Raw genomic sequence first — 18,296 nt, 5'->3', positions numbered from 1 at the left:
AAATAATCATAATTGATTAGTATAGAATTGCTGATATGGCTCAGTCGGTAGAGCGCATCCTTGGTAAGGATGAGGTCCCCAGTTCGATTCTGGGTATCAGCACCATTACAATCTAGTGTCATTTCCTAGAATACAAAATTTGCTTGGTGACAATAGCCTTGTGGAACCACCTGATCCCATCTCGAACTCAGAAGTGAAACGCAAACGCGCCGATGGTAGTGTGGGGTCTCCCCATGTGAGAGTAGGTCATCGCCAAGCGCCTAATTATCTCGTAGATATGTAACGAAGCCAGCTGAATAAGCTGGCTTTTTTGCGTTTGAAATTTGTGAAATCAACCTAGTTTATACTCAATTTATATCATTAAGATTAAATATCTAATCGGTTCAGAGCCTCACAGGTATCTCAACCGCAACGCTATTCGGACGTCACGCACTGGTCATCATGGACGGAGCTGGCTGGCATCAACAGGATTTGACCGATAACTTTGATAATCTCACCCTCCTCAAGTTGCCTCCTTATGCACCGGAGTTGAATCCGATGGAGCCGGTATGGCAATGGCTGGGTCAAAATGTGTTGGCCAATCGTCGTGTTAGTGGCTATGGCGACATTGTCGAGCAGTGTTCTATCGTATGGAATGAGAGGAAAGTAAGAGTGATAGAGTTGCGTACTAGCCAGTGAAATGTTCTGACCAGTTAATTCATTAAGTTGGTATAGGTTTGTCTCCGGTTACTCTCTCCATAACTCCAAATGTGCTGATTTAGTCTCGATAGTTATCACCGGCTAGATACAAAAAAGCAGCCATAAGGCTGCTTTCTTCAATTTATACACAGCTATCGCGAGGTCTAAGCTTCTTTCAGCCACTGTGCGGCACGTTTAGCGAAGTAAGTTAAGATACCGTCTGCGCCTGCGCGTTTAAAGCAAAGTAGAGATTCCATGACGATGGCTTTTTCGGCTAACCAACCATTTTGGATGGCGGCCATGTGCATGGCGTATTCACCACTGACTTGATAGGCGAATGTTGGCACCGCAAGTTCAGTTTTAACGCGGTGCACTATATCTAAATACGGCATGCCTGGCTTAACCATGACCATGTCGGCACCTTCTTGAATATCGAGTGCAACTTCGTGGAGGGCTTCGTCACTGTTTGCAGGATCCATCTGGTAGCTGTGTTTATTGCCGCCTTTGAGATTGCCTGCTGAGCCTACTGCGTCACGGAAGGGGCCGTAGTAGCTCGAAGAGTATTTTGCTGAATAAGCCATGATTTGGGTGTTTACATGGCCTGCTGCTTCTAAGGCTTGGCGAATAGCGCCTATGCGGCCATCCATCATGTCCGACGGTGCAACTATGTCTGCACCGGCTTCGGCGTGTGACAATGCTTGCTTCACTAAAATCTCGGTAGTGATGTCATTTAGGATGTAGCCAGTCTCATCTATGATGCCGTCTTGACCATGAGTGGTGAAGGGATCCAGTGCTACGTCCGTCATGATGCCAAGCTGTGGAAAGGCTTTTTTAAGCTCGCGTACAGCGCGTTGCACTAAGGCATCGGCGTTATACGCTTCTTCTGCCATTAAGGTCTTTTTCTCTGCAGGGGTCACAGGGAAGAGTGCAATTAATGGGATGCCTAACTCAACCAATTCTTCTGCTTCTTTTAGTAGGAGGTCTATTGAGTAACGTTCAATACCTGGCATAGAGGCGATCTTTTCACTGCGATTGCTGCCTTCTAGAACAAACATAGGATAAATCAGGTCGTTGACCGTCAGCTGATTTTCAGCCATGAGACGACGGCTAAAATCATGTTTACGCATGCGGCGCATTCTGCGCTGAGGGAAGGCACTGGTAATGATGTTCAAATTTGACTCCTAATTAGGTACTGGTCTTACTTGGAACGGATGAATACAAGCTGACTTGATTACGTCCACTATTTTTGGCTTGGTAGAGGGCTTTATCCGCTTGTTCTAATAATTTGGTGCTGTGTTGATCGTTAGTGACGATATCGGCACTGACCCCAATACTGATAGTCAAAGGTATCACTTCACCTTCCCATTCGAAATGGAGAGAGGAAACTGCGTCTCTTATCGTTTCAGCGACTTGGAGTGCACCATCTTCTGCTGTATTAGGCAGGATGATAGCAAACTCCTCGCCTCCATAACGTGATACGAGATCTGTTGGCCGCTTTAAATGTTGCTGTAATGTTTGGGCTATGGTTCGTAAGGCTTCATCGCCTGCAAGATGGCCAAATCTATCGTTGATCAGCTTGAAGCGATCGATATCGAGCATCAACAGGGCTATGGGTGTTTCTTGCCTGCGGCTGATCCGGCTTTCAGCAATCAAACGTTTATCGAAAGCACTGCGGTTTTTAACCCCAGTTAAACTGTCAATAGTGCTTTGTTCGGTGAGCTTTTGGTTTACCTCATGTAATTCTCTGAGGGTGATTTCAAGTTCTAAGGTGCGCTCTTGCACCATTTGCTCGAGTTTCTCATTGCTCTCGGCTTCCGCTTTTAGGGCTTCTTCCCGCGCGCTGCGAATTTTCTGTGCTTGCTTCAAGGCCTCTTGCTGAATACGTAGCTTAGCTTTGCGTTCATCGTTATAGCGGATGGCGAGCACCAAAGACATAAAGATGATTTCAAACGTCAGGCCGAGCATGACAGGCGTTTGCGGTTTTAAATTGAGGTCAATTACGCTGAGATACAACAAGCTACTGATGCAAGCTCCTGTCAGCATACTCACCCAGCCAATAGTGTACATACGTGCCAGTTTATGGCCATTGATGGCCTGAGTAATAGCAAAGACCATCAGTACCAGGCTGAGCACTGCAACGGAAATGATCTCGATATAGAGCGCCGTTCCATATTGGATAAAAGGCGTGGCGAGTCCAATACACAGGATATACACAGCGCTATAGCGACAAGTCAGCAGCATGCGGCGGTTTAAATATTTGAGCTGTAATATTTTTTCAGTAAACATCAGCGCAAACGCCATAACGATTGGCAGTAAAAACGGCACCATAACTTGCTGTAATATCGGCCAATTTGGCCAGAGGAATCGAAAGGCAAAACCGTTGATGGTAGCGACGAGCAAGGTCATGCTCAGCACGTAGCCGGAATAATAGCTGTAACTGAATGAGCCCGATGCAATGGCAATAAAGAGGCTAAAGATACCAATCGCGGCCAGTACGCCGAGTTGGAAACCATGTTCGACGGCGGTTGATTCAGCAATCTGGGCTAAGTCGTTAGATGACCAGAGATTCAACGATACCGCAGCGCTGCCTTCGGTCTGAATATGCAAATAAAAAGTATGGGTATCATCCATGTTGAGCTTAAAAGGATACAGGAAGATATTGCTCAAAAATGGCCGTTCATTATAGGGAAAGGTGTCGCCCATAAGCACAGTATTAGCGAGCTTATTATTGACTAAATGGTAGATAGTCACTTTGTCTAACAAGGGGTTATCTAACGCTAAAATGCGTGAAAGTGTTTCGTCTGGGCTAGTTAAGCTGAAACTCAGCCAAAAATCATGGCCGCTGAGTTTTTGAATGTCTTTATTGGTGAAATTATGCCAATCCGTTTTTGGCAAGGCTTGGATCTCGGTCAATTCCTTCGCCGAAGTGGGATGGCTCACCATCAACCAAGGCGTAAGGTTTAACGGGGTCGCTGTTGATTCATCAATGCTTAATAGGGTTGCGAATGAAGGTGTTGAACACATCCATAGCCACAGCAAGAGTATGAGTGACGAGTTTCGTTTAAGCATGGACTCGGTCCAAATTAAAAAAAGCTACGCTATTCTGGTAGCAATGCGCTGCAAACTCATCAGCATTTTCACCGCGCAAGTTTGCAATATAACTCGCGATATAGGGGAGATATTCGGGCTTGTTCTTACTCGATTTAGGCTTAGGCCGCATGCTGCGAGGCAATAAGTACGGGCTATCGGTTTCGATTAAAATGCGGTTCTGCGGAATAAATGGCACGAGTTGCGCTAATTCTTGGCCGCGCCTTTCATCGCAAACCCAGCCTGTAATGCCTAAATGCAAATCGAGGTCGATATAGGCTTCCATTTGGGCGTGAGTGCCAGTGAAGCAATGCAAAAGCGCGCCACTAAGCTGTGGGCTATATTCCCGCAGGATAGCAATAAAGTCTTGGTGGGCATCGCGTTCGTGCATCAGCACGGGCATTTGCAGTTCAACGGCTAAGGCGAGTTGGGCAATAAATGCTTGGCGCTGGATAGGGCGAGGAGAGAAATCACGATTGTAGTCTAAGCCACATTCGCCAACGGCAACCACTTGCCGTGCTTGGCAGAGTTCGGCTTGTTGCTTGCTTGAGTCAGCTTGCCAGCCACTGGCATGGTGAGGATGTACGCCAGCAGTGCAATAAAGTTGATTGGGATATTGTTGGCAAATCTCGATGGCAGCTGCACTTTCAGTTAAATCGCTGCCAATAACAATTAACGGCGAAACCCCTTGGTCCGCCGCCGCTTGTATTATCGATGCTGTGTCTGGCTCGAGTGCGCTGCCAAGTAAATTGACAGCGATATCTATGTATGAGGGCATTAGTTTAGGCGTTTTACCCGTGCCTTGGCATTGCGCTCATCAGTGCCCATTAAGAAAGAGCCTAGGGCTGCTTTTTCAATGTAGACTTTTTCGCCTTGCTTTAAGTTGAACTTACGGCCGTCGGTTTGTTTCCATACCTGGCCATTAGTGAATGTTACTTTGATAGCACCGTAGGGATCTTCAGTAATAGACTGTACTTCAAGATAAATCTTATCGACCGTATTTTCTTGAACGCGCTTAGCTTCCATCCCAAAGTCATCGACAATATTAGCGGCTGGTGCTTGGGGCGCGGTGGCCGCTACTGCTACAGCAGTCGGGGCTGCAACGGTTGCTACAGTCGCAGGCGCGGCTTGAGTGCTCGCTAAAGCAGGCGTTACGCTTTTGACGTTTTCTGCTAGCTTGTCATAGCAAATCAAGCGGTCGAGTTTATCGGCTGTTGCTGCACATTGGGTTAACTGTTGTTCAATGCTGGCATTTGCTTGGACTGATACCAGCATAATTGCTGCTGCCATAAGAGTTAAGCGCATGAGAATGTTCCTTATTATATTATTCCCCTAACGCCATCGAGGACGTTAGTCGTTTGTTTGTTCGCTATCTTCGTCTGACTCGTCGTCACCTTGCTTACTGTAGAAACGAGCAGCTAATAAACCGCCTTCGAACAATAACAGCATTGGTACGGCAAGCATAGTCTGGGAAATTACATCGGGTGGGGTTAACAGCATGCCCACCACAAAGGCGCCTACGACGATATAAGGACGTTTTTGCTTAAGTTCTTCAGGTGTTGTCACGCCCGCCCAGCAAAGTAAAACAACGGCGATAGGGATTTCAAAGGATAGACCAAAGGCAAAGAACAGCTTCAGAATGAAGTTAAGGTAACTGGTAATGTCGGTCGCAACTTGAACGCCCTCTGGCGCATTGTTAGCAAAGAAGCCAAAAACGACGGGGAATACTATGTAATAAGCGAAGGCGATACCGAGATAAAACAATAAGGTACTGCTAAATAGCAGTGGCATAACTAAACGTTTTTCATGTTTGTATAAACCCGGTGCGACAAAGGACCAGATCTGGAACAACACATAGGGCACAGCCACAAAAAACGATAATACCAGGGTCAATTTAAAAGGCGCGAAGAAAGGGGCTGCGACATCAGTCGCAATCATGCTGCCACCAAGGGGTAAAGATTGCATTAAAGGTATTGCCATATAATGGTAAATGTCATTTGCCCAGTACACGCTGCAAATGAACACTAATAACACGCTGGCAATGGATTTTAGCAGCTTGGACCTAAGTTCAAGCAAATGGCTGATAAGTGGCTGCTGTTGCGACATGAATTATCCGTTGGCTTTCGGGTTAGAACGGGTATCCGCGCCCTGAGATGGCTCACTTGGAGTAGCGGGAGATGCCGACGTTGGACTCGCCTCTACAGTGGCAGTCGGATTAGCTTGGCTCGCTTGAGCTGGACTAGTTTGAACTGGGCTCGCAACTGGAGAATGTATTTGATTCTCTGACGCAGGCGTGTCTTTTACCGGATCCTGAACTTGATAAGGACGGTTCACAGACTGTGCCGCTTGCTTCAGTTGTTCAATAGACTCTTTGAGTTCAGGTGAGAGGTTAGATAAACCTTTGCTCTCGGCTTTTTTAAGATCTGCATGTAATTGCTCGATCTTCAGCTCCTGCTCAAGTTCTTCTTTTACCGAGTTAGCCATGCGTTTCATCGCACGGATCCAACTCGTTATCGAACGCACCGCAACCGGTAGACGTTCGGGGCCAAGAACCACTAGCCCCAAAACACCGATCAGCAGCAGCTCCATAAAGCCGATACCGTCAAACATAAAGAGTTACGCCTGTTCTTTGTTAGACTCAGGTTTCTTTTCAGTCGCCTGTTGAGTCGTTTGTGCTGTTTTAGCCGCTTCGGTGTCTTCTAATGCCTTTTTATCTTCTTCTGAAGACATGGCGTTTTTGAAGCCTTTCACCGCACCACCTAAATCACCGCCCAAAGAGCGTAATTTTTTAGTTCCAAACAACAAGACAACGATTAATGCAACGATAAGAAGTTGCCAAATACTAATACCACCCATGAAGGTATCCTCTTAATTGATATCGGTTCTATTATGAACCTATGATTAATTAGTGCTAGCTAAAATTTGCGATTCTTTGGCCTAGATCGCCATCCGACAAACCACAATATAATGCCTGAAACTAGACAAACATAAGGGGTCCATAGTGTAGCGTCTCTATTGATCAATAACGTGCCACAGATCAATAAAACTGCAGAAGTGATAAGCAAGTAGTTACTCTTGTGAGCCTGCTGCTGGTATTTCAAATACTTATCTAGCATTTGTTGCTGAGAACTCAGCAATTTCCTGCCTAACTTAAGGTTATCGTAAATCAGTTCAGGGAATTCTGGTAGTTTATCAGCCCAATATGGCAGTTTTGTGGATACCTTTTTAAACATAGCCTTAGGACCCACTTGGTCGGCCATCCACTGCTCTAAAAACGGTTTGGCGGTTTGCCATAAATCCAACTGCGGATACAGCTGACGACCTAAGCCTTCGATATAAAGTAAGGTCTTTTCCAGCAATACCAATTGCGGTTGTACCACAATATCGAAGTGGCGTGCAGTGCGGAATAATTCCAGCAACACATGGCCGAAGGAGATCTCATCGAGCGGTTTGTTGAACATAGGTTCACACACCACTTTGATCGCCTGTTCAAAGGCCTGTAGATCGGTTTTTTCCGACACCCAACCTGATTCAATATAGAGCTGGGCAATTCGGTGATAATCGCGATTAAAGAAGGCGAGGAAATTCTCGGCGAGATAGCGTTTATCGACCTCGCTGAGTGTGCCCATGATGCCGCAATCGAGCCCTATGTAATAAGGGTTCTCTGGGTGATCGCGGGAAATAAAGATATTGCCCGGATGCATGTCGGCATGGAAAAAGTTATCTCGGAACACTTGGGTGAAAAACAGCTCTACTCCGCGCTCAGCTAATAACTTAAAGTTGGTGCCTTGCGCTTTAAGGGCGGCAATATCCGAAACCGAAATACCGTATATGCGTTCCATCACCATCAGGCGTGGATAACAAAACTCTTCATACACATAAGGCACATAGAGTGCATCTGAGTTCATGAAGTTGTTGCGTAACTTGACTGCGTTTAAGGCTTCGAGCTTAAGGTTTAACTCACCTAAAATGGTCACACGGTAATCTTCAATCACTTCGGCTGGGCGCAGGCGGTTGCCTTCACCAAGGAGGTATTCAATCAACTTGGCGGTTTGTGACATCAACTGCAGATCGGCCTGAATCTTGGTTTCTACATTCGGCCGTAGCACCTTAAGTACGACGTCTTTGCCGTTAGATTTTAAGGTCGCGGTATGCACTTGAGAAATAGAGGCTGATGCCAATGGTATTTCATTAAAGTCATCGAATAGGGATTCAATCGGCGCTTTTAGCTCAGCTTCAATCGCTTGGCGGGCGAGCGCACCATCAAAGGGCGGCACCTTGTCCTGTAGCATGGCCAATTCACTGGCCCATTCATCGCTGAGTAAATCGCGGCGGGTCGAGAGCATTTGTCCAAGCTTGATATAAACGGGGCCCAGTTCCTGCATCGCCAATTTTAAGCGTTCGCCACCGGGCTTATTCTTATGCTTATTGCGGATCCAGAACAGACTATTACGGGCGAGTTTAAAGTACCAAGGTGTCATCTTTGGCGGCAATACGTCATCTAACCCGTACTGAAGCAAGGTCTTGATGACATGGTAACCGCGGCGGATACTGGCAAGGGTCATGGCTTAATTTGGTCTCTTAATTGGGCAATCCGTTGTTCAATCGCGCGGGTATCGGCAACTAAATCATCCATTTGATCGCGAAAATGAAGTAACTCAATTGGGTGCGGTGCGAGGCGATACTCTTCAACGGCGAGTTGGCCTAAGTGGGAGCGCGTTTTACGCAACACTTCGAGTGCAAAACCCTTTGCCTGATGGCCAGTGCTGATGAGCTTGTGGGTGGGACCATCGCCTAAATAACGCGAAATTGGCTCGGCAAAGTCAAACTCGATGCCGCGTAGATATTGGCTAAAGCTTTGTAATAGATTGAGATCTCCCTCAAGCTTGAGCTTATCTTGCTTGATAAGTTCAGTCAGGTTTGCGCCTTCGGACACGCGATAAAGCGTGGTCGCATCGGCATGCAGACTGACATCGACATCACCTTCGTAGCGGCTCAGTACTTGGATCTCTTTGGCAAACACCAAATAGAGTGGCCAGCTGAGCTGCGATAATTGGATGCGGAACACTTTGCCATGCAACTGGCGCTGGCGCGAATAGTCGTCACCCGCTTGAGCCTGAAGTTTTTTCAGGCCCGTTTCAATTGCGGCGCAGACAAGCAGCACAACTTCTTGCGGCATCATTAGAATTTATAACCGCGGTGCAATGCGACAATGCCGTCGGTCATGTTGGTGTAGTCGACTTGCTCGAAGCCTGCATCTACCATCATTTGCTTTAATGTATCTTGATCTGGATGCATACGAATCGATTCAGCCAGATATTCATAGCTGTCGGCATCTTTAGTGATGAGTTCGCCCATCTTAGGTAAGACTTTGAAGCTATATAAATCATACACTTTGCGCATGATTTCATGCTGAGGCTTAGAAAACTCAAGCACTAATAACTTGCCACCTGGCTTAAGCACGCGATTCATTGAACGCAGCGCCGCATCTTTATCGGTCACGTTACGCAGACCAAAGGCGATGGTAATGATGTCGAAGTGGTTGTCGGGAAACGGCAGTGCTTCGGCGTTGGCTTGCACATAACTGACATTGTTGACTATGCCCTTGTCGCGCAGTTTAGTGCGCCCGACTTTTAACATGGAATCGTTAATGTCAGCTAAAACCACTTCACCTTTATCGCCCACTAAGTGAGAGAATTTTGCGGTTAAGTCACCTGTGCCGCCAGCCAAATCGAGCACTTTCATGCCAGGGCGGGCGCCAGAGACTTCAATGGTGTAACGCTTCCAAAAACGGTGAATGCCGAAGGACATCACATCGTTCATTATGTCGTACTTAGCGGCAACAGAATGAAACACGCCGGCAACGAGTTCGGCCTTTTTATCGGCCTCTACGGTTTTGTAACCAAAGTGGGTACTTTTAGATTCGCCCTCAGACATCAATGTGTTCCTATTGTTTTGCAATGTATTAGTTGCGAGTGTAAGCCATCGCCTGCATTTGCTGAATCTTTGATCTATCACTCTGTGATCGAGCTAGTAAACTAACTGCAATGCCTTAGCTTGAGGCACTCCCTAGCAGTCGTAGGATTCAGTGCTTGTCGACCACGTAAAATGGACTGGCATTAGACCACAATATCAGGATTTGGTGAATAGCTTAGCGCCCAGTTGGCGGTAACTGGTGGCGCTCATTGCGCCAAAAACTGCATCCGAGCCTGCACATAAGCGTAGATAAGCTCGCTGAGGCTTTGGCCAACATCCCTAAATCCGGCTTCAATTCCCGCTTCGTGGCAACTTGGTGCAGCCTCGGCTAAATGCAAATAAGCACAAGGGCAGTGGCGGGCGATATAACTGACATAATGCGCCGCATCTAGCAATGGCACACCCGCTGCCGTTGAGGCGCTACTGGGCATTTTAGCGATAGCGTCGACGTCGAGCTCCAGCCCTACGGGCAAACCTGTGTCATTCAATTTGGCGGCGATCTCAAGCAAGGCTTGGTTAAGGCTGATTTCGCGGCGTACCCAAATTTGTTGCAAGCTATGCCAAGTACCACCAAATTCGCTGAGTTGGCTTAGGTTGGCTTCACTGTTTTTTAACTCATGTAAACCCAGTACATGGTAGCAACCTAAGGCGCCGCGATCGGCTGCGTAACTAAAACCATTGCCGCTGTGACGACCTTCGAGCAGGCGAAAATCCGAATGGGGATCAAGATTCACCGCCGCAACTTGGCGCTGATAGTGGCCGTAGGTCGCCATCAATAAACCATAGGCATTGTTATGCCCGCCGCCGATGAGTATGGGTTCTAAACCCGCCTTTAAAATTGCACTAACGATGCGGATCACGCGCTCATCGAGTTGCTCAACCGCATCACGTAATTCATCTAAGGTGACGTTAGTGTTATCTGTTGTATTACTCGCGGTTTGTTGCTGCAGATCGGCGGTGTTCACTTGGCCTAACACTAGGCATTCGGTACCAGAAAGAAAGCGATTAGATTGCAGATTGAGCCATTGGCGCATGCTGGTAGTGAACGCATCGGTCGCGCCGCCGCGGCCTAAGTTGGCGCGTGGGCCGATATCTTCACCGACGCCGAAAATGGCGAAGCTTGCCCCGTGGGCTTTGGCAGTGGCGAGTATGGTCTCTAACGTATGTTCGTGATTAGCCAGATGGACGCATTGGCCTAATTTAGTTTCGCCGGTTCTTGGGCTGACTAATGAGGCAATATCTGTCTGGGTAAAGGGAATAAATTCAGGCATAGATTGATATTCTTATTCGGCCGGAGTCGAGCTATTGTGGCCAGTGTGGCGCGAGGATTCAATGGGGAAACGTTGAAAATAGTGAATAAAAAAGCCAGCTTAGCTGGCTTTCTTGGCTGAACAGTGAGATTACTCAATGTCGAGTGGTTCAGGTGATAAAATCACACCTGTGTTATCAGCATAAATGTGATCGCCGGGTAAGAAAGTCACACCGCCAAAATTGACCGGAATTTCCACTTCGCCCACTGAATTGCCATCAGCACCGACTGGAATTGAGGCAAGGGCTTGAATACCAATGTCTAACTCTTCCAATGCATCCACATCGCGTACAGAACCGTAAACGATAATGCCTTCCCAGTTGTTGCTAACCGCAAGTTCAGCGATAGCACCATCGATCAGCGCACGGCGTAATGAGCCACCGCCATCAACGAGTAAGACTTTACCTTGACCATCCTCTTGTAGGACTTCGGTGATTAGGCCGTTGTCTTCAAAGCACTTGATGGTGCTAATAGAACCGCCAAAAGAGCTACAACCACCGTAGTTACTGAACATGGGCTCGACTACATCTACGACATCTAAGTACATGTCACATAATTCTGAGGTGTTGTATTCCATATTTACACTCCTATTGATCCGCGTTGCGTACAGTTTAGCGAGTTTACGCCAGTATAAAAGGGATTCTTGAAAAGAAAAGTGTTATCAATCACGGTATTGTTGCCATTGGGCTGTTAACACATCTGTAGTAAATTTTCGTCGCACTTTAGAAGTTATGCGGTAAAACTTGATATTAGTCATTAAATAACGGTTTTTTATTACAACTCTGTTGCATGCTTTGGTATTATATCCCAAGTTTAAATTAACTTACTTAACTTAATTTGCTTTAGGGGCATGGACCCCCCGTTACGCTTATGGACGGTAGAGGGCCTTCGAGAGGTGCCTATGGAAGCTGTAAATACGATTGAAATTATTGGTTATTTTGCCTCTGTAATGGTGGCGATCTCTCTAATGATGAAGAATATCATTTGGTTGCGATGGTTGAATTTTGTGGGATGTACCCTGTTTGTCGTTTATGGGGTGTTTATTTCTGCTTGGCCAGTGGCTGGCATGAATGCGTTTGTTGCTTGTATTAATATTTACCATTTGACGAAAATTTACCGCGCTAAGGCGAATACTCCCGCCGCAGCCTAAGTTTATTTGATTGTGTTGCTCTTGGGATTCACATTTAGGGCAACACAATATCCTGTCTTAGTCCTATCGCTATAACTAAAAAAATCCTTTAGCCCCAGCATAACGTCCCTAGAATCCTTCTAGATCAAAGCCCAAGCCATGCTTCTTGTCATAAAACCTTCGAGCAGATGTCACTTAGCCGTCACAGGTCTTTCTTAGTCTCAAGTTATCTAATAGTACTTTAGCTAATTCGATTCGAGTTTGACTATTAGCAAACCGTAAATTAGCCAGCAAACGGTAAATAACGAATTCAATCGTGAGTAGGGCCTTGGTGAGTCGGTTGCGTGATACCAAGCACTCTAAGCGTCGTCGAGAGAATGCACAGATTAACATCACAGTAAAACTCGCTGGCATGCCAGCAAGGAGCCTGTTTTATGTTGAGTTACGTTGCAGACTTAGATAAGCGAATGTTTTGTCATATCGTGAGTTTCACCCAACGTCATGGTTTATATGCCCATGCAAAGCGGGTATCGGCGAGTGGCGATGGGCATGTGTATTTATATTTGTCAGTGGGCTTGATGTTGACTCACGCTCAAGGGCAGGCCTTATTCAACTTGATGTTAGCGAGTTTTCTGGTGGAGTTGCCGCTGTATTTACTGTTGAAAAATAGCATTCGCCGTACACGACCCTGCCATGCGCTTGTGGGATTTGAGTGTGGCTTTGAGCCATCTGATCGCTTCAGTTTACCGTCGGGTCATACGGCCGCAGCCTTTGTGATGGCAACGAGTGTGGCGCAAGTTTACCCAGCAGCGGCTCCTATCGTGTTTTTATGGGCTTTTAGCATAGGGGGCTCACGTATCGCACTCGGCGTGCATTATCCCTTAGATATTTTGGCGGGAGCCTCATTGGGGAGCGGAGCGGTATTACTGGTTCATCCGGTGATTTAATTCAAGCAAGCGCACGTTAATCATTTCATCTCATTAGTTGGAATTCTCCTTCACTCATCAGTTTAAGGATACGTAATGCGAATACTCTACGGAGTTCAAGGCACAGGGAATGGCCACTTAAGTCGTGCACGCGTCATGGCTAAAGCACTGATGAAAAAAGATATTGAAGTGGACTTTTTATTCTCGGGGCGTAAGCCTGATCAGTTTTTCGATATGGAATGCTTTGGCGATTATCGCGTACAAGCGGGCATGACGTTTGCGACTCACTCTGGGCGCGTGAATGTGCCGCAAACGGTTCGGCAGAATCTGTCACTATCGTTATTTAAAGATATTAAAGCCTTAGATCTCAGTTGTTACGATCTCGTGCTCAACGACTTTGAGCCAGTATCGGCTTGGGCGGCGCGGCGCCAAGGCGTGCCATCCATTGGCATTAGCCATCAGGCGGCGTTGACTCATCCTGTGCCGAAACTCGGTAGCACTTGGTTTAATGAAATGCTGCTCAATAACTTTGCCCCTGTGGATGTGGCGCTGGGTTGTCATTGGCACCACTTTGGTTTTCCTATCTTGCCGCCTTTTGTCGAAGTGGATGCCAGCCCATTCGAACACACGCATCAAATCTTAGTGTATTTGCCATTTGAGGATGCGGATGTGATTGCTCGTTTCCTGTCGCATTTCAGTGACTATCAGTTTTTGGTGTACCACAGCCAACAGCCTAAGGGACAAGTTGCGGAACACATTAAGTGGCACGGCTTTAATCGTGAGGGCTTTAAGCAACATCTTGCCAGCTGCGGCGGTGTGATAGGCAATGCGGGCTTTGAGCTTGCCAGCGAAGCATTAACCTTAGGTAAAAAGTTGTTAGTGAAACCACTGATTGGCCAGTTTGAGCAATTATCGAATGTGGCGGCGCTGCAACTCTTGGCGGCCGCAGACAGCATGATGAGTCTCGATGTGAACGTCGTTAAGCGCTGGCTGAAAACCGCATCACCTAATCCGATTGCCTATCCTCAGGTTGGGGATGCGCTGGTTAAATGGATTGATGGCGGCGATTGGCACGATAGTCAGCCGCTATGTAAAGAGCTGTGGAGCCAAGTTACGCTGCCTGATACTTGGCGTTAAATCAGCTCATAAGCTGTGGTGAAAAGCGATTTAGGCACTAGCTGGGTTAATGGGGTTAGCGTATAATTTCGGCACTTTTGCTGTTAGCCCCTTTCAGCACGTCTATTTTGGCCTAGCTTGGCCGTTAATTATGTTGTTATAAATGAGCCTGAAAAAGTTTACCCAGTACAAGTTACTGTTTTTAATGTTGTTGTCGCTTTGTGTCTTACTCCCTTTTATTCCAGATCAGGCTTACCACATTCCCGGCCCAGATATCGCGAAGCAAAACTTCCATGTGATTGAGTTTAACGATCAAGGTCAGCCCCATGACGAAAGGCAATGGCAAGGTTTAGAGGCGCGCATATCCCAGCCTGAGCCTGCTCAAATCCCTGAACTATTGATTTTTGTCCACGGCTGGCACCACAGTGCAGAGCCTAAAGATGAAAACTTTATCGCCTTCGAGCAGTTTTATCAGCAGATGGCGGCGTCCGATACGCAGCGCAACTTATTGGGTTTGTATATTGGCTGGCGCGGCGATAAATACGATCCCTTCTGGATCGATGGCTCAGATGATGCGAAAAGCTGGATTGAACCTTTAGATTTTCCTACCATTTTACAGCGTAAACGGGTTGCTAAACGCATAGGTCAATTAGGTTTATCCCAATTGTTGGATAAGCTCGATGGCTTAGTGACAGAGCATAAACTGCTGCGTTATACCGTAATTGGTCATAGCCTTGGCGGGGCTGTTGTTTTGCATGCCAGCAAAGACCGCATCAAGGCTGCTATCGATCATCAGCAGGATAATCCCAATTTATTCTTACTGTTAAACCCTGCCGTGCCCGCGAAGGAGTACCAGCCACTCGATACCTTGGTGAGCTTAGATAGGCAAAAGCCAAGTATGGTGGTATTGCAGTCGAAGGGCGATTTTGCGGTGAAAGAAGCTTTCAATTATATCAAGGATGGCGAGCGCGCCGTTGGTAATTCTTGGGCTATTACCCACGATATCGACAAATGCTCAGGTGGCAATTGCACTACGCCAATGAAGATGCCGTCGGCTTTGATGGCGCACGATCAAATTCCTGGCTGTATGATGACCTTGCCCCATTCTGGTTGGAAAATTCGTGCTCGTCTGCAGGCCCGTCGCAGTGTGCAAACCTGTCCCGATGCCAATATGCAGGCAGTGTGGGTGCTGGCGGTGTCCGATGAAATCGTCTCTGGACACAATGGTATTCTGACGCCGGATCATGCTAAAGCCTTGTCTGAAGTGATGAGTATGATTGATTTGTATCGAAATCAATTACCTAAACATGCGGTGGAAAGTCCCGCCAACCAAGATCTCGGTACTTTAGCGCCAGAGTCAGAAGCTGCAACATCCACACAAGGTGAAGCGCCAGTGCCAGAAGAGCCAGTGATAATTGTCGAGCCTTTACCTGAAGAGCAAGACTCACCGACGCCTGAAGTCAATGCACCATTGCAGGAGCCAAACGTATCACAGGAACAAGCTAAGCCCGCCGTTACTGAGGCGCCGCACGAGTCAATTAAAGCGCCAGAACTAGAAGCAAAACCTGAGGCCAAGCCAAATGACGGCGCGAAGCCTCAACCTAAGGTTGAGACTGAAGGTATAAGGTGATTGAGGTAATTCAAAAGGAATCGGAAGAATAGATCCTAAATCGCTTACTGCGGATTTTTGGTTTGCCACCTGCGCCAAGTAAAAGTGATTAACGCGGCGAGTATTAGGCTGACAATGGCCCATGTGGGGTATTTGTGCTGGTGGTAAAACGCCAGCATGGGAGCTATTTCATCGCGGATTAACACTGGGCCTAAACCAAAGAGTGCCACCCAAATGCTGGTGGCTAGGGCATTACCTATTACAAATTGCTTAAGTGGCATTTTAGCCAAGCCGCAGCCGATAAACATAAATTGTTTTAATCCCTCAACAAAACGACTCAGCACTAAAGCGGCAATGCCATATTGACCAATAACGCCATGGATTTTGTCTTCCAATTGCGGTTTTATCCAGCCCTTCTTAAGCAATACATCACCAAAGCGCCAACCGATAAAATATCCCAAGCTGTTACCGCAGAGTGCAGCGCAAGCTGCGACGATCAACACCAATGGCAGTGACATTTGCCCTGCAGCAGCTAATAAACTGGCGACAATCAATAAGGATTGCCCCGGCGCTGGAATGCCAAAACCCTCGACAGCAATCGCGACAAATAGCAGCACATAGCCATATTGCTGCAGCCAAGGGGTGAGTTCGGTGATGATATGTTGTAGCGCTTCTGGCATGGATGAAAGTGATCGAATCAGTGGGACAATTAGCCCATCATACTCGCCAATTTATCTGGCGGGATAGATTTATGAGCAAAGTTTCATGCCAGTTTTAGTTAGCGGCGGTGAATAAGTGTAACGCAGGGGTTATTAGCTTTTACCTGAAATATAAAAAAGGCCGAACTCAGTTCGGCCTTAATGTCAGTACTGTCGCGACGATAAAACGACTATGCGAATGCCGCTTGTAGCTGTGGAACGACTTGTTTTTTACGGCTTAATACGCCGTCTAACCAGACTTTGCCATCGACGGTATCTTTACCGTAGGCGCGTTGGGTCAGGTCGCTATCGTCAGATACGATTAACAGCTCTGAGCCTTCTTTCATGATATCAGTCAGCAGTAACAATACGCTGTGGCGATTGCCTTCCACTTTCAGTGCTTTGATATCGGCTTCTAACTCGGCCTTGATATCGTCAAATACTGACAGGTCGATGACTTCTAACTGGCCGATACCGACTAAGTTACCGTTCATGTTGAAGTCTTTAAAGTCGCGCATTACTAAGTCACGTGCAGGTGTGCCTTGCACGGCTGATTTCACTTTGAACATTTCCATGCCCAGTTCTTTGAAATCTTCAACACCGGCGATTTCAGCTAAGGCTTCAACGCAACGAATGTCGGCAGTAGTGCAAGTCGGTGATTTGAAAATCACGGTATCGCTCAAAATGGCGCACATCATAATGCCAGCGATATTTTTAGGGATAGCGACTTGGTAAAAGTCGAACATCATCTTGATCACTGTGTTGCTGCAACCCACTGGGCGGATCCAGCATTCTAACGGGGTATCTGTGGTCAGATCGCCAAGCTTGTGGTGATCGACAATCCCGACTATGGTCGCTTGGGCGATATCATCCGGTGCTTGAGTCAGTTCTGAATGGTCAACGATATACACTTGCTCGCCAGCGTAGCTGGTTTTGTATTCCGGTGCTTCGAAGCCGAAACGTTCTAGAATAAAAGCGGTTTCGGGTGACAATTCACCTAAACGTGCGGCAATGGCTTCTTCACCGATTTGGTTTTTTAAATAGGCTAACGCGATAGCACCGCAGATTGAATCAGAATCGGGGATCTTGTGACCGACAACGTAAATAGGCATTTCAGGGACTCTCCTTTAAATTTGTGGCAATTTTAGCAATATTTGGCTCGGATCGGAAATAGCCAAAGCGCATATCACTGCGCGCTTAAGACGCTATAACGCTAAAAATCCCGAGCTGAGGTTCGGCAAAGATGGCTTAAGGGTTAGATCTTTACTTTTATCACGACTTTACGCACTGCTGTGGCGATATCGCCCGTGCCTGGCATATGCATGTCACCGGGAAAAAATAGCGCAAACATACCCGCTTTGAGTTGCACATAAGAGGCATTGGCTTGGTTTGCCTCGTAATCAAACTCGGCGTAATCGTGTTTGTCAAAATAGGGTTTTGAGGGTGTTTGGCCCGCTAGTGGCAAGTAACCAAACTCTTCTTCACCACTGAACACATATTGCACATCAATATATTTTTGATGCACTTCAAAGGGTTCTGTCGATCTATGCTTAGTGTGGTAGTCGTTGACTATCACAAAAATGTTGTCGCCATCGAGGGGATAATTGCCCACGGGCAGCTGACTAAAATCTGTGGTGGCAAGATGTTCTAATGCTGTGGCAAGCCGAGGGCTTAGGGATTGATAAATATGGCGGTTTGCTAAGGTATCGACGATCATCGGTTACTCGACATGGCGGATGTGAATGAGTGAATTGTAAAGATTATAATC

At 47.0% G+C, this 18,296-nt stretch carries 19 protein-coding genes, 1 tRNA gene, 1 rRNA gene and 1 pseudogene; 7 read left to right on the top strand and 15 right to left on the bottom strand.

All coding sequences use genetic code 11. From position 1 onward, the window contains the following. The first annotated feature begins 29 nt into the window (after positions 1 to 29). The 3 genes and pseudogenes from Q4Q49_RS20360 to Q4Q49_RS20350 form a co-directional block, all read left to right on the top strand. Positions 30 to 105 (top strand) — tRNA-Thr (locus Q4Q49_RS20360). 37 nt (positions 106 to 142) lie between these two features. Further along, a 5S ribosomal RNA gene (rrf, locus tag Q4Q49_RS20355) occupies positions 143 to 258 on the top strand. A 141-nt stretch (positions 259 to 399) separates the two neighbouring features. Continuing rightward, positions 400 to 678 (top strand): annotated as a pseudogene (locus Q4Q49_RS20350) (transposase); the annotation flags it as partial. Positions 679 to 842: 164 nt separating this feature from the next. On the opposite strand, the gene hemB reads toward Q4Q49_RS20350, so the two are convergent. From hemB to rraA, 12 genes are all read right to left on the bottom strand, one after another. After that, positions 843 to 1,850, bottom strand: a complete 1,008-nt coding sequence (hemB, locus tag Q4Q49_RS20345) for a porphobilinogen synthase (protein WP_106649229.1) — start codon at positions 1,848 to 1,850, stop codon at positions 843 to 845. Between the two features lie 13 nt (positions 1,851 to 1,863). Further along, positions 1,864 to 3,747: a diguanylate cyclase gene (locus tag Q4Q49_RS20340; RefSeq protein ID WP_312000293.1), complete on the bottom strand. Its 1,884-nt coding sequence runs from the start codon at positions 3,745 to 3,747 to the stop codon at positions 1,864 to 1,866. Next, the gene (locus tag Q4Q49_RS20335) at positions 3,740 to 4,543 is read right to left on the bottom strand and encodes a TatD family hydrolase (RefSeq protein ID WP_312000292.1); all 804 of its coding nucleotides are present in this window, start codon (positions 4,541 to 4,543) and stop codon (positions 3,740 to 3,742) included. The genes Q4Q49_RS20340 and Q4Q49_RS20335 overlap by 8 nt, the downstream gene beginning before the upstream one ends. Continuing rightward, complete coding sequence (locus Q4Q49_RS20330; RefSeq protein WP_259574134.1) at positions 4,543 to 5,070, bottom strand: hypothetical protein; 528 nt, start codon at positions 5,068 to 5,070, stop codon at positions 4,543 to 4,545. Before Q4Q49_RS20330 ends, Q4Q49_RS20335 begins: the two co-directional genes overlap by 1 nt. Positions 5,071 to 5,115: 45 nt before the next feature. Continuing rightward, the gene (gene tatC, locus Q4Q49_RS20325; RefSeq protein ID WP_006083331.1) at positions 5,116 to 5,871 is read right to left on the bottom strand and encodes a twin-arginine translocase subunit TatC; all 756 of its coding nucleotides are present in this window, start codon (positions 5,869 to 5,871) and stop codon (positions 5,116 to 5,118) included. A gap of 3 nt (positions 5,872 to 5,874) precedes the next feature. Continuing rightward, positions 5,875 to 6,375, bottom strand: coding sequence for a Sec-independent protein translocase protein TatB (gene tatB / locus Q4Q49_RS20320; protein WP_071938756.1), 501 nt, complete (start codon positions 6,373 to 6,375; stop codon positions 5,875 to 5,877). Positions 6,376 to 6,381: 6 nt separating this feature from the next. Continuing rightward, positions 6,382 to 6,621, bottom strand: a complete 240-nt coding sequence (gene tatA / locus Q4Q49_RS20315) for a Sec-independent protein translocase subunit TatA (protein ID WP_006083329.1) — start codon at positions 6,619 to 6,621, stop codon at positions 6,382 to 6,384. Positions 6,622 to 6,680: 59 nt separating this feature from the next. After that, a complete protein-coding gene (gene ubiB, locus Q4Q49_RS20310) occupies positions 6,681 to 8,330 on the bottom strand; it encodes a ubiquinone biosynthesis regulatory protein kinase UbiB (RefSeq protein ID WP_312000291.1) in 1,650 nt (549 codons plus the stop codon). After that, entirely contained in the window at positions 8,327 to 8,947 is a 621-nt protein-coding gene (locus Q4Q49_RS20305; protein ID WP_006083327.1) for an SCP2 domain-containing protein, read from the bottom strand. Before Q4Q49_RS20305 ends, ubiB begins: the two co-directional genes overlap by 4 nt. Further along, positions 8,947 to 9,702, bottom strand: coding sequence for a bifunctional demethylmenaquinone methyltransferase/2-methoxy-6-polyprenyl-1,4-benzoquinol methylase UbiE (gene ubiE / locus Q4Q49_RS20300; RefSeq protein WP_006083326.1), 756 nt, complete (start codon positions 9,700 to 9,702; stop codon positions 8,947 to 8,949). Before ubiE ends, Q4Q49_RS20305 begins: the two co-directional genes overlap by 1 nt. Positions 9,703 to 9,947: 245 nt before the next feature. After that, a complete protein-coding gene (locus Q4Q49_RS20295) occupies positions 9,948 to 11,012 on the bottom strand; it encodes a formimidoylglutamase (RefSeq protein WP_312000290.1) in 1,065 nt (354 codons plus the stop codon). A 129-nt stretch (positions 11,013 to 11,141) separates the two neighbouring features. After that, positions 11,142 to 11,627, bottom strand: coding sequence for a ribonuclease E activity regulator RraA (gene rraA / locus Q4Q49_RS20290; RefSeq protein WP_006083324.1), 486 nt, complete (start codon positions 11,625 to 11,627; stop codon positions 11,142 to 11,144). Between the two features lie 324 nt (positions 11,628 to 11,951). On the opposite strand from rraA, the gene Q4Q49_RS20285 reads away from it, so the two are divergent. The 4 genes from Q4Q49_RS20285 (at position 11,952) to Q4Q49_RS20270 (ending at position 15,851) form a co-directional block, all read left to right on the top strand. Continuing rightward, positions 11,952 to 12,200, top strand: coding sequence for a YgjV family protein (locus tag Q4Q49_RS20285; RefSeq protein WP_006083323.1), 249 nt, complete (start codon positions 11,952 to 11,954; stop codon positions 12,198 to 12,200). Positions 12,201 to 12,613: 413 nt separating this feature from the next. Then, entirely contained in the window at positions 12,614 to 13,126 is a 513-nt protein-coding gene (locus Q4Q49_RS20280) for a phosphatase PAP2 family protein (RefSeq protein ID WP_006083322.1), read from the top strand. A gap of 75 nt (positions 13,127 to 13,201) precedes the next feature. Further along, on the top strand, positions 13,202 to 14,242 hold the full coding sequence (locus Q4Q49_RS20275; protein WP_312000289.1) for an MJ1255/VC2487 family glycosyltransferase: 1,041 nt from the start codon (positions 13,202 to 13,204) through the stop codon (positions 14,240 to 14,242). A 142-nt stretch (positions 14,243 to 14,384) separates the two neighbouring features. Beyond that, positions 14,385 to 15,851, top strand: a complete 1,467-nt coding sequence (locus tag Q4Q49_RS20270) for a thioesterase (RefSeq protein ID WP_312000288.1) — start codon at positions 14,385 to 14,387, stop codon at positions 15,849 to 15,851. 44 nt (positions 15,852 to 15,895) lie between these two features. Here the strand turns inward: Q4Q49_RS20270 and Q4Q49_RS20265 are convergent, their stop codons facing one another. The 3 genes from Q4Q49_RS20265 to Q4Q49_RS20255 form a co-directional block, all read right to left on the bottom strand. Then, on the bottom strand, positions 15,896 to 16,510 hold the full coding sequence (locus Q4Q49_RS20265) for a DedA family protein (RefSeq protein WP_226059459.1): 615 nt from the start codon (positions 16,508 to 16,510) through the stop codon (positions 15,896 to 15,898). A 209-nt stretch (positions 16,511 to 16,719) separates the two neighbouring features. Then, a complete protein-coding gene (locus Q4Q49_RS20260; protein ID WP_006083317.1) occupies positions 16,720 to 17,640 on the bottom strand; it encodes a manganese-dependent inorganic pyrophosphatase in 921 nt (306 codons plus the stop codon). 143 nt (positions 17,641 to 17,783) lie between these two features. Continuing rightward, positions 17,784 to 18,245, bottom strand: coding sequence for a YhcH/YjgK/YiaL family protein (locus Q4Q49_RS20255; RefSeq protein WP_312000287.1), 462 nt, complete (start codon positions 18,243 to 18,245; stop codon positions 17,784 to 17,786). Between the last annotated feature and the right edge of the window lie 51 nt (positions 18,246 to 18,296).

Source organism: Shewanella sp. SP1S1-7 (genome assembly GCF_031932105.1).
In the GTDB taxonomy this organism is placed as follows: Bacteria; Pseudomonadota; Gammaproteobacteria; order Enterobacterales; family Shewanellaceae; genus Shewanella; species Shewanella baltica.
The sequence above is the reverse complement of the archived record's forward strand: the minus strand, read 5'-3'. Positions and strand labels throughout refer to the sequence as shown.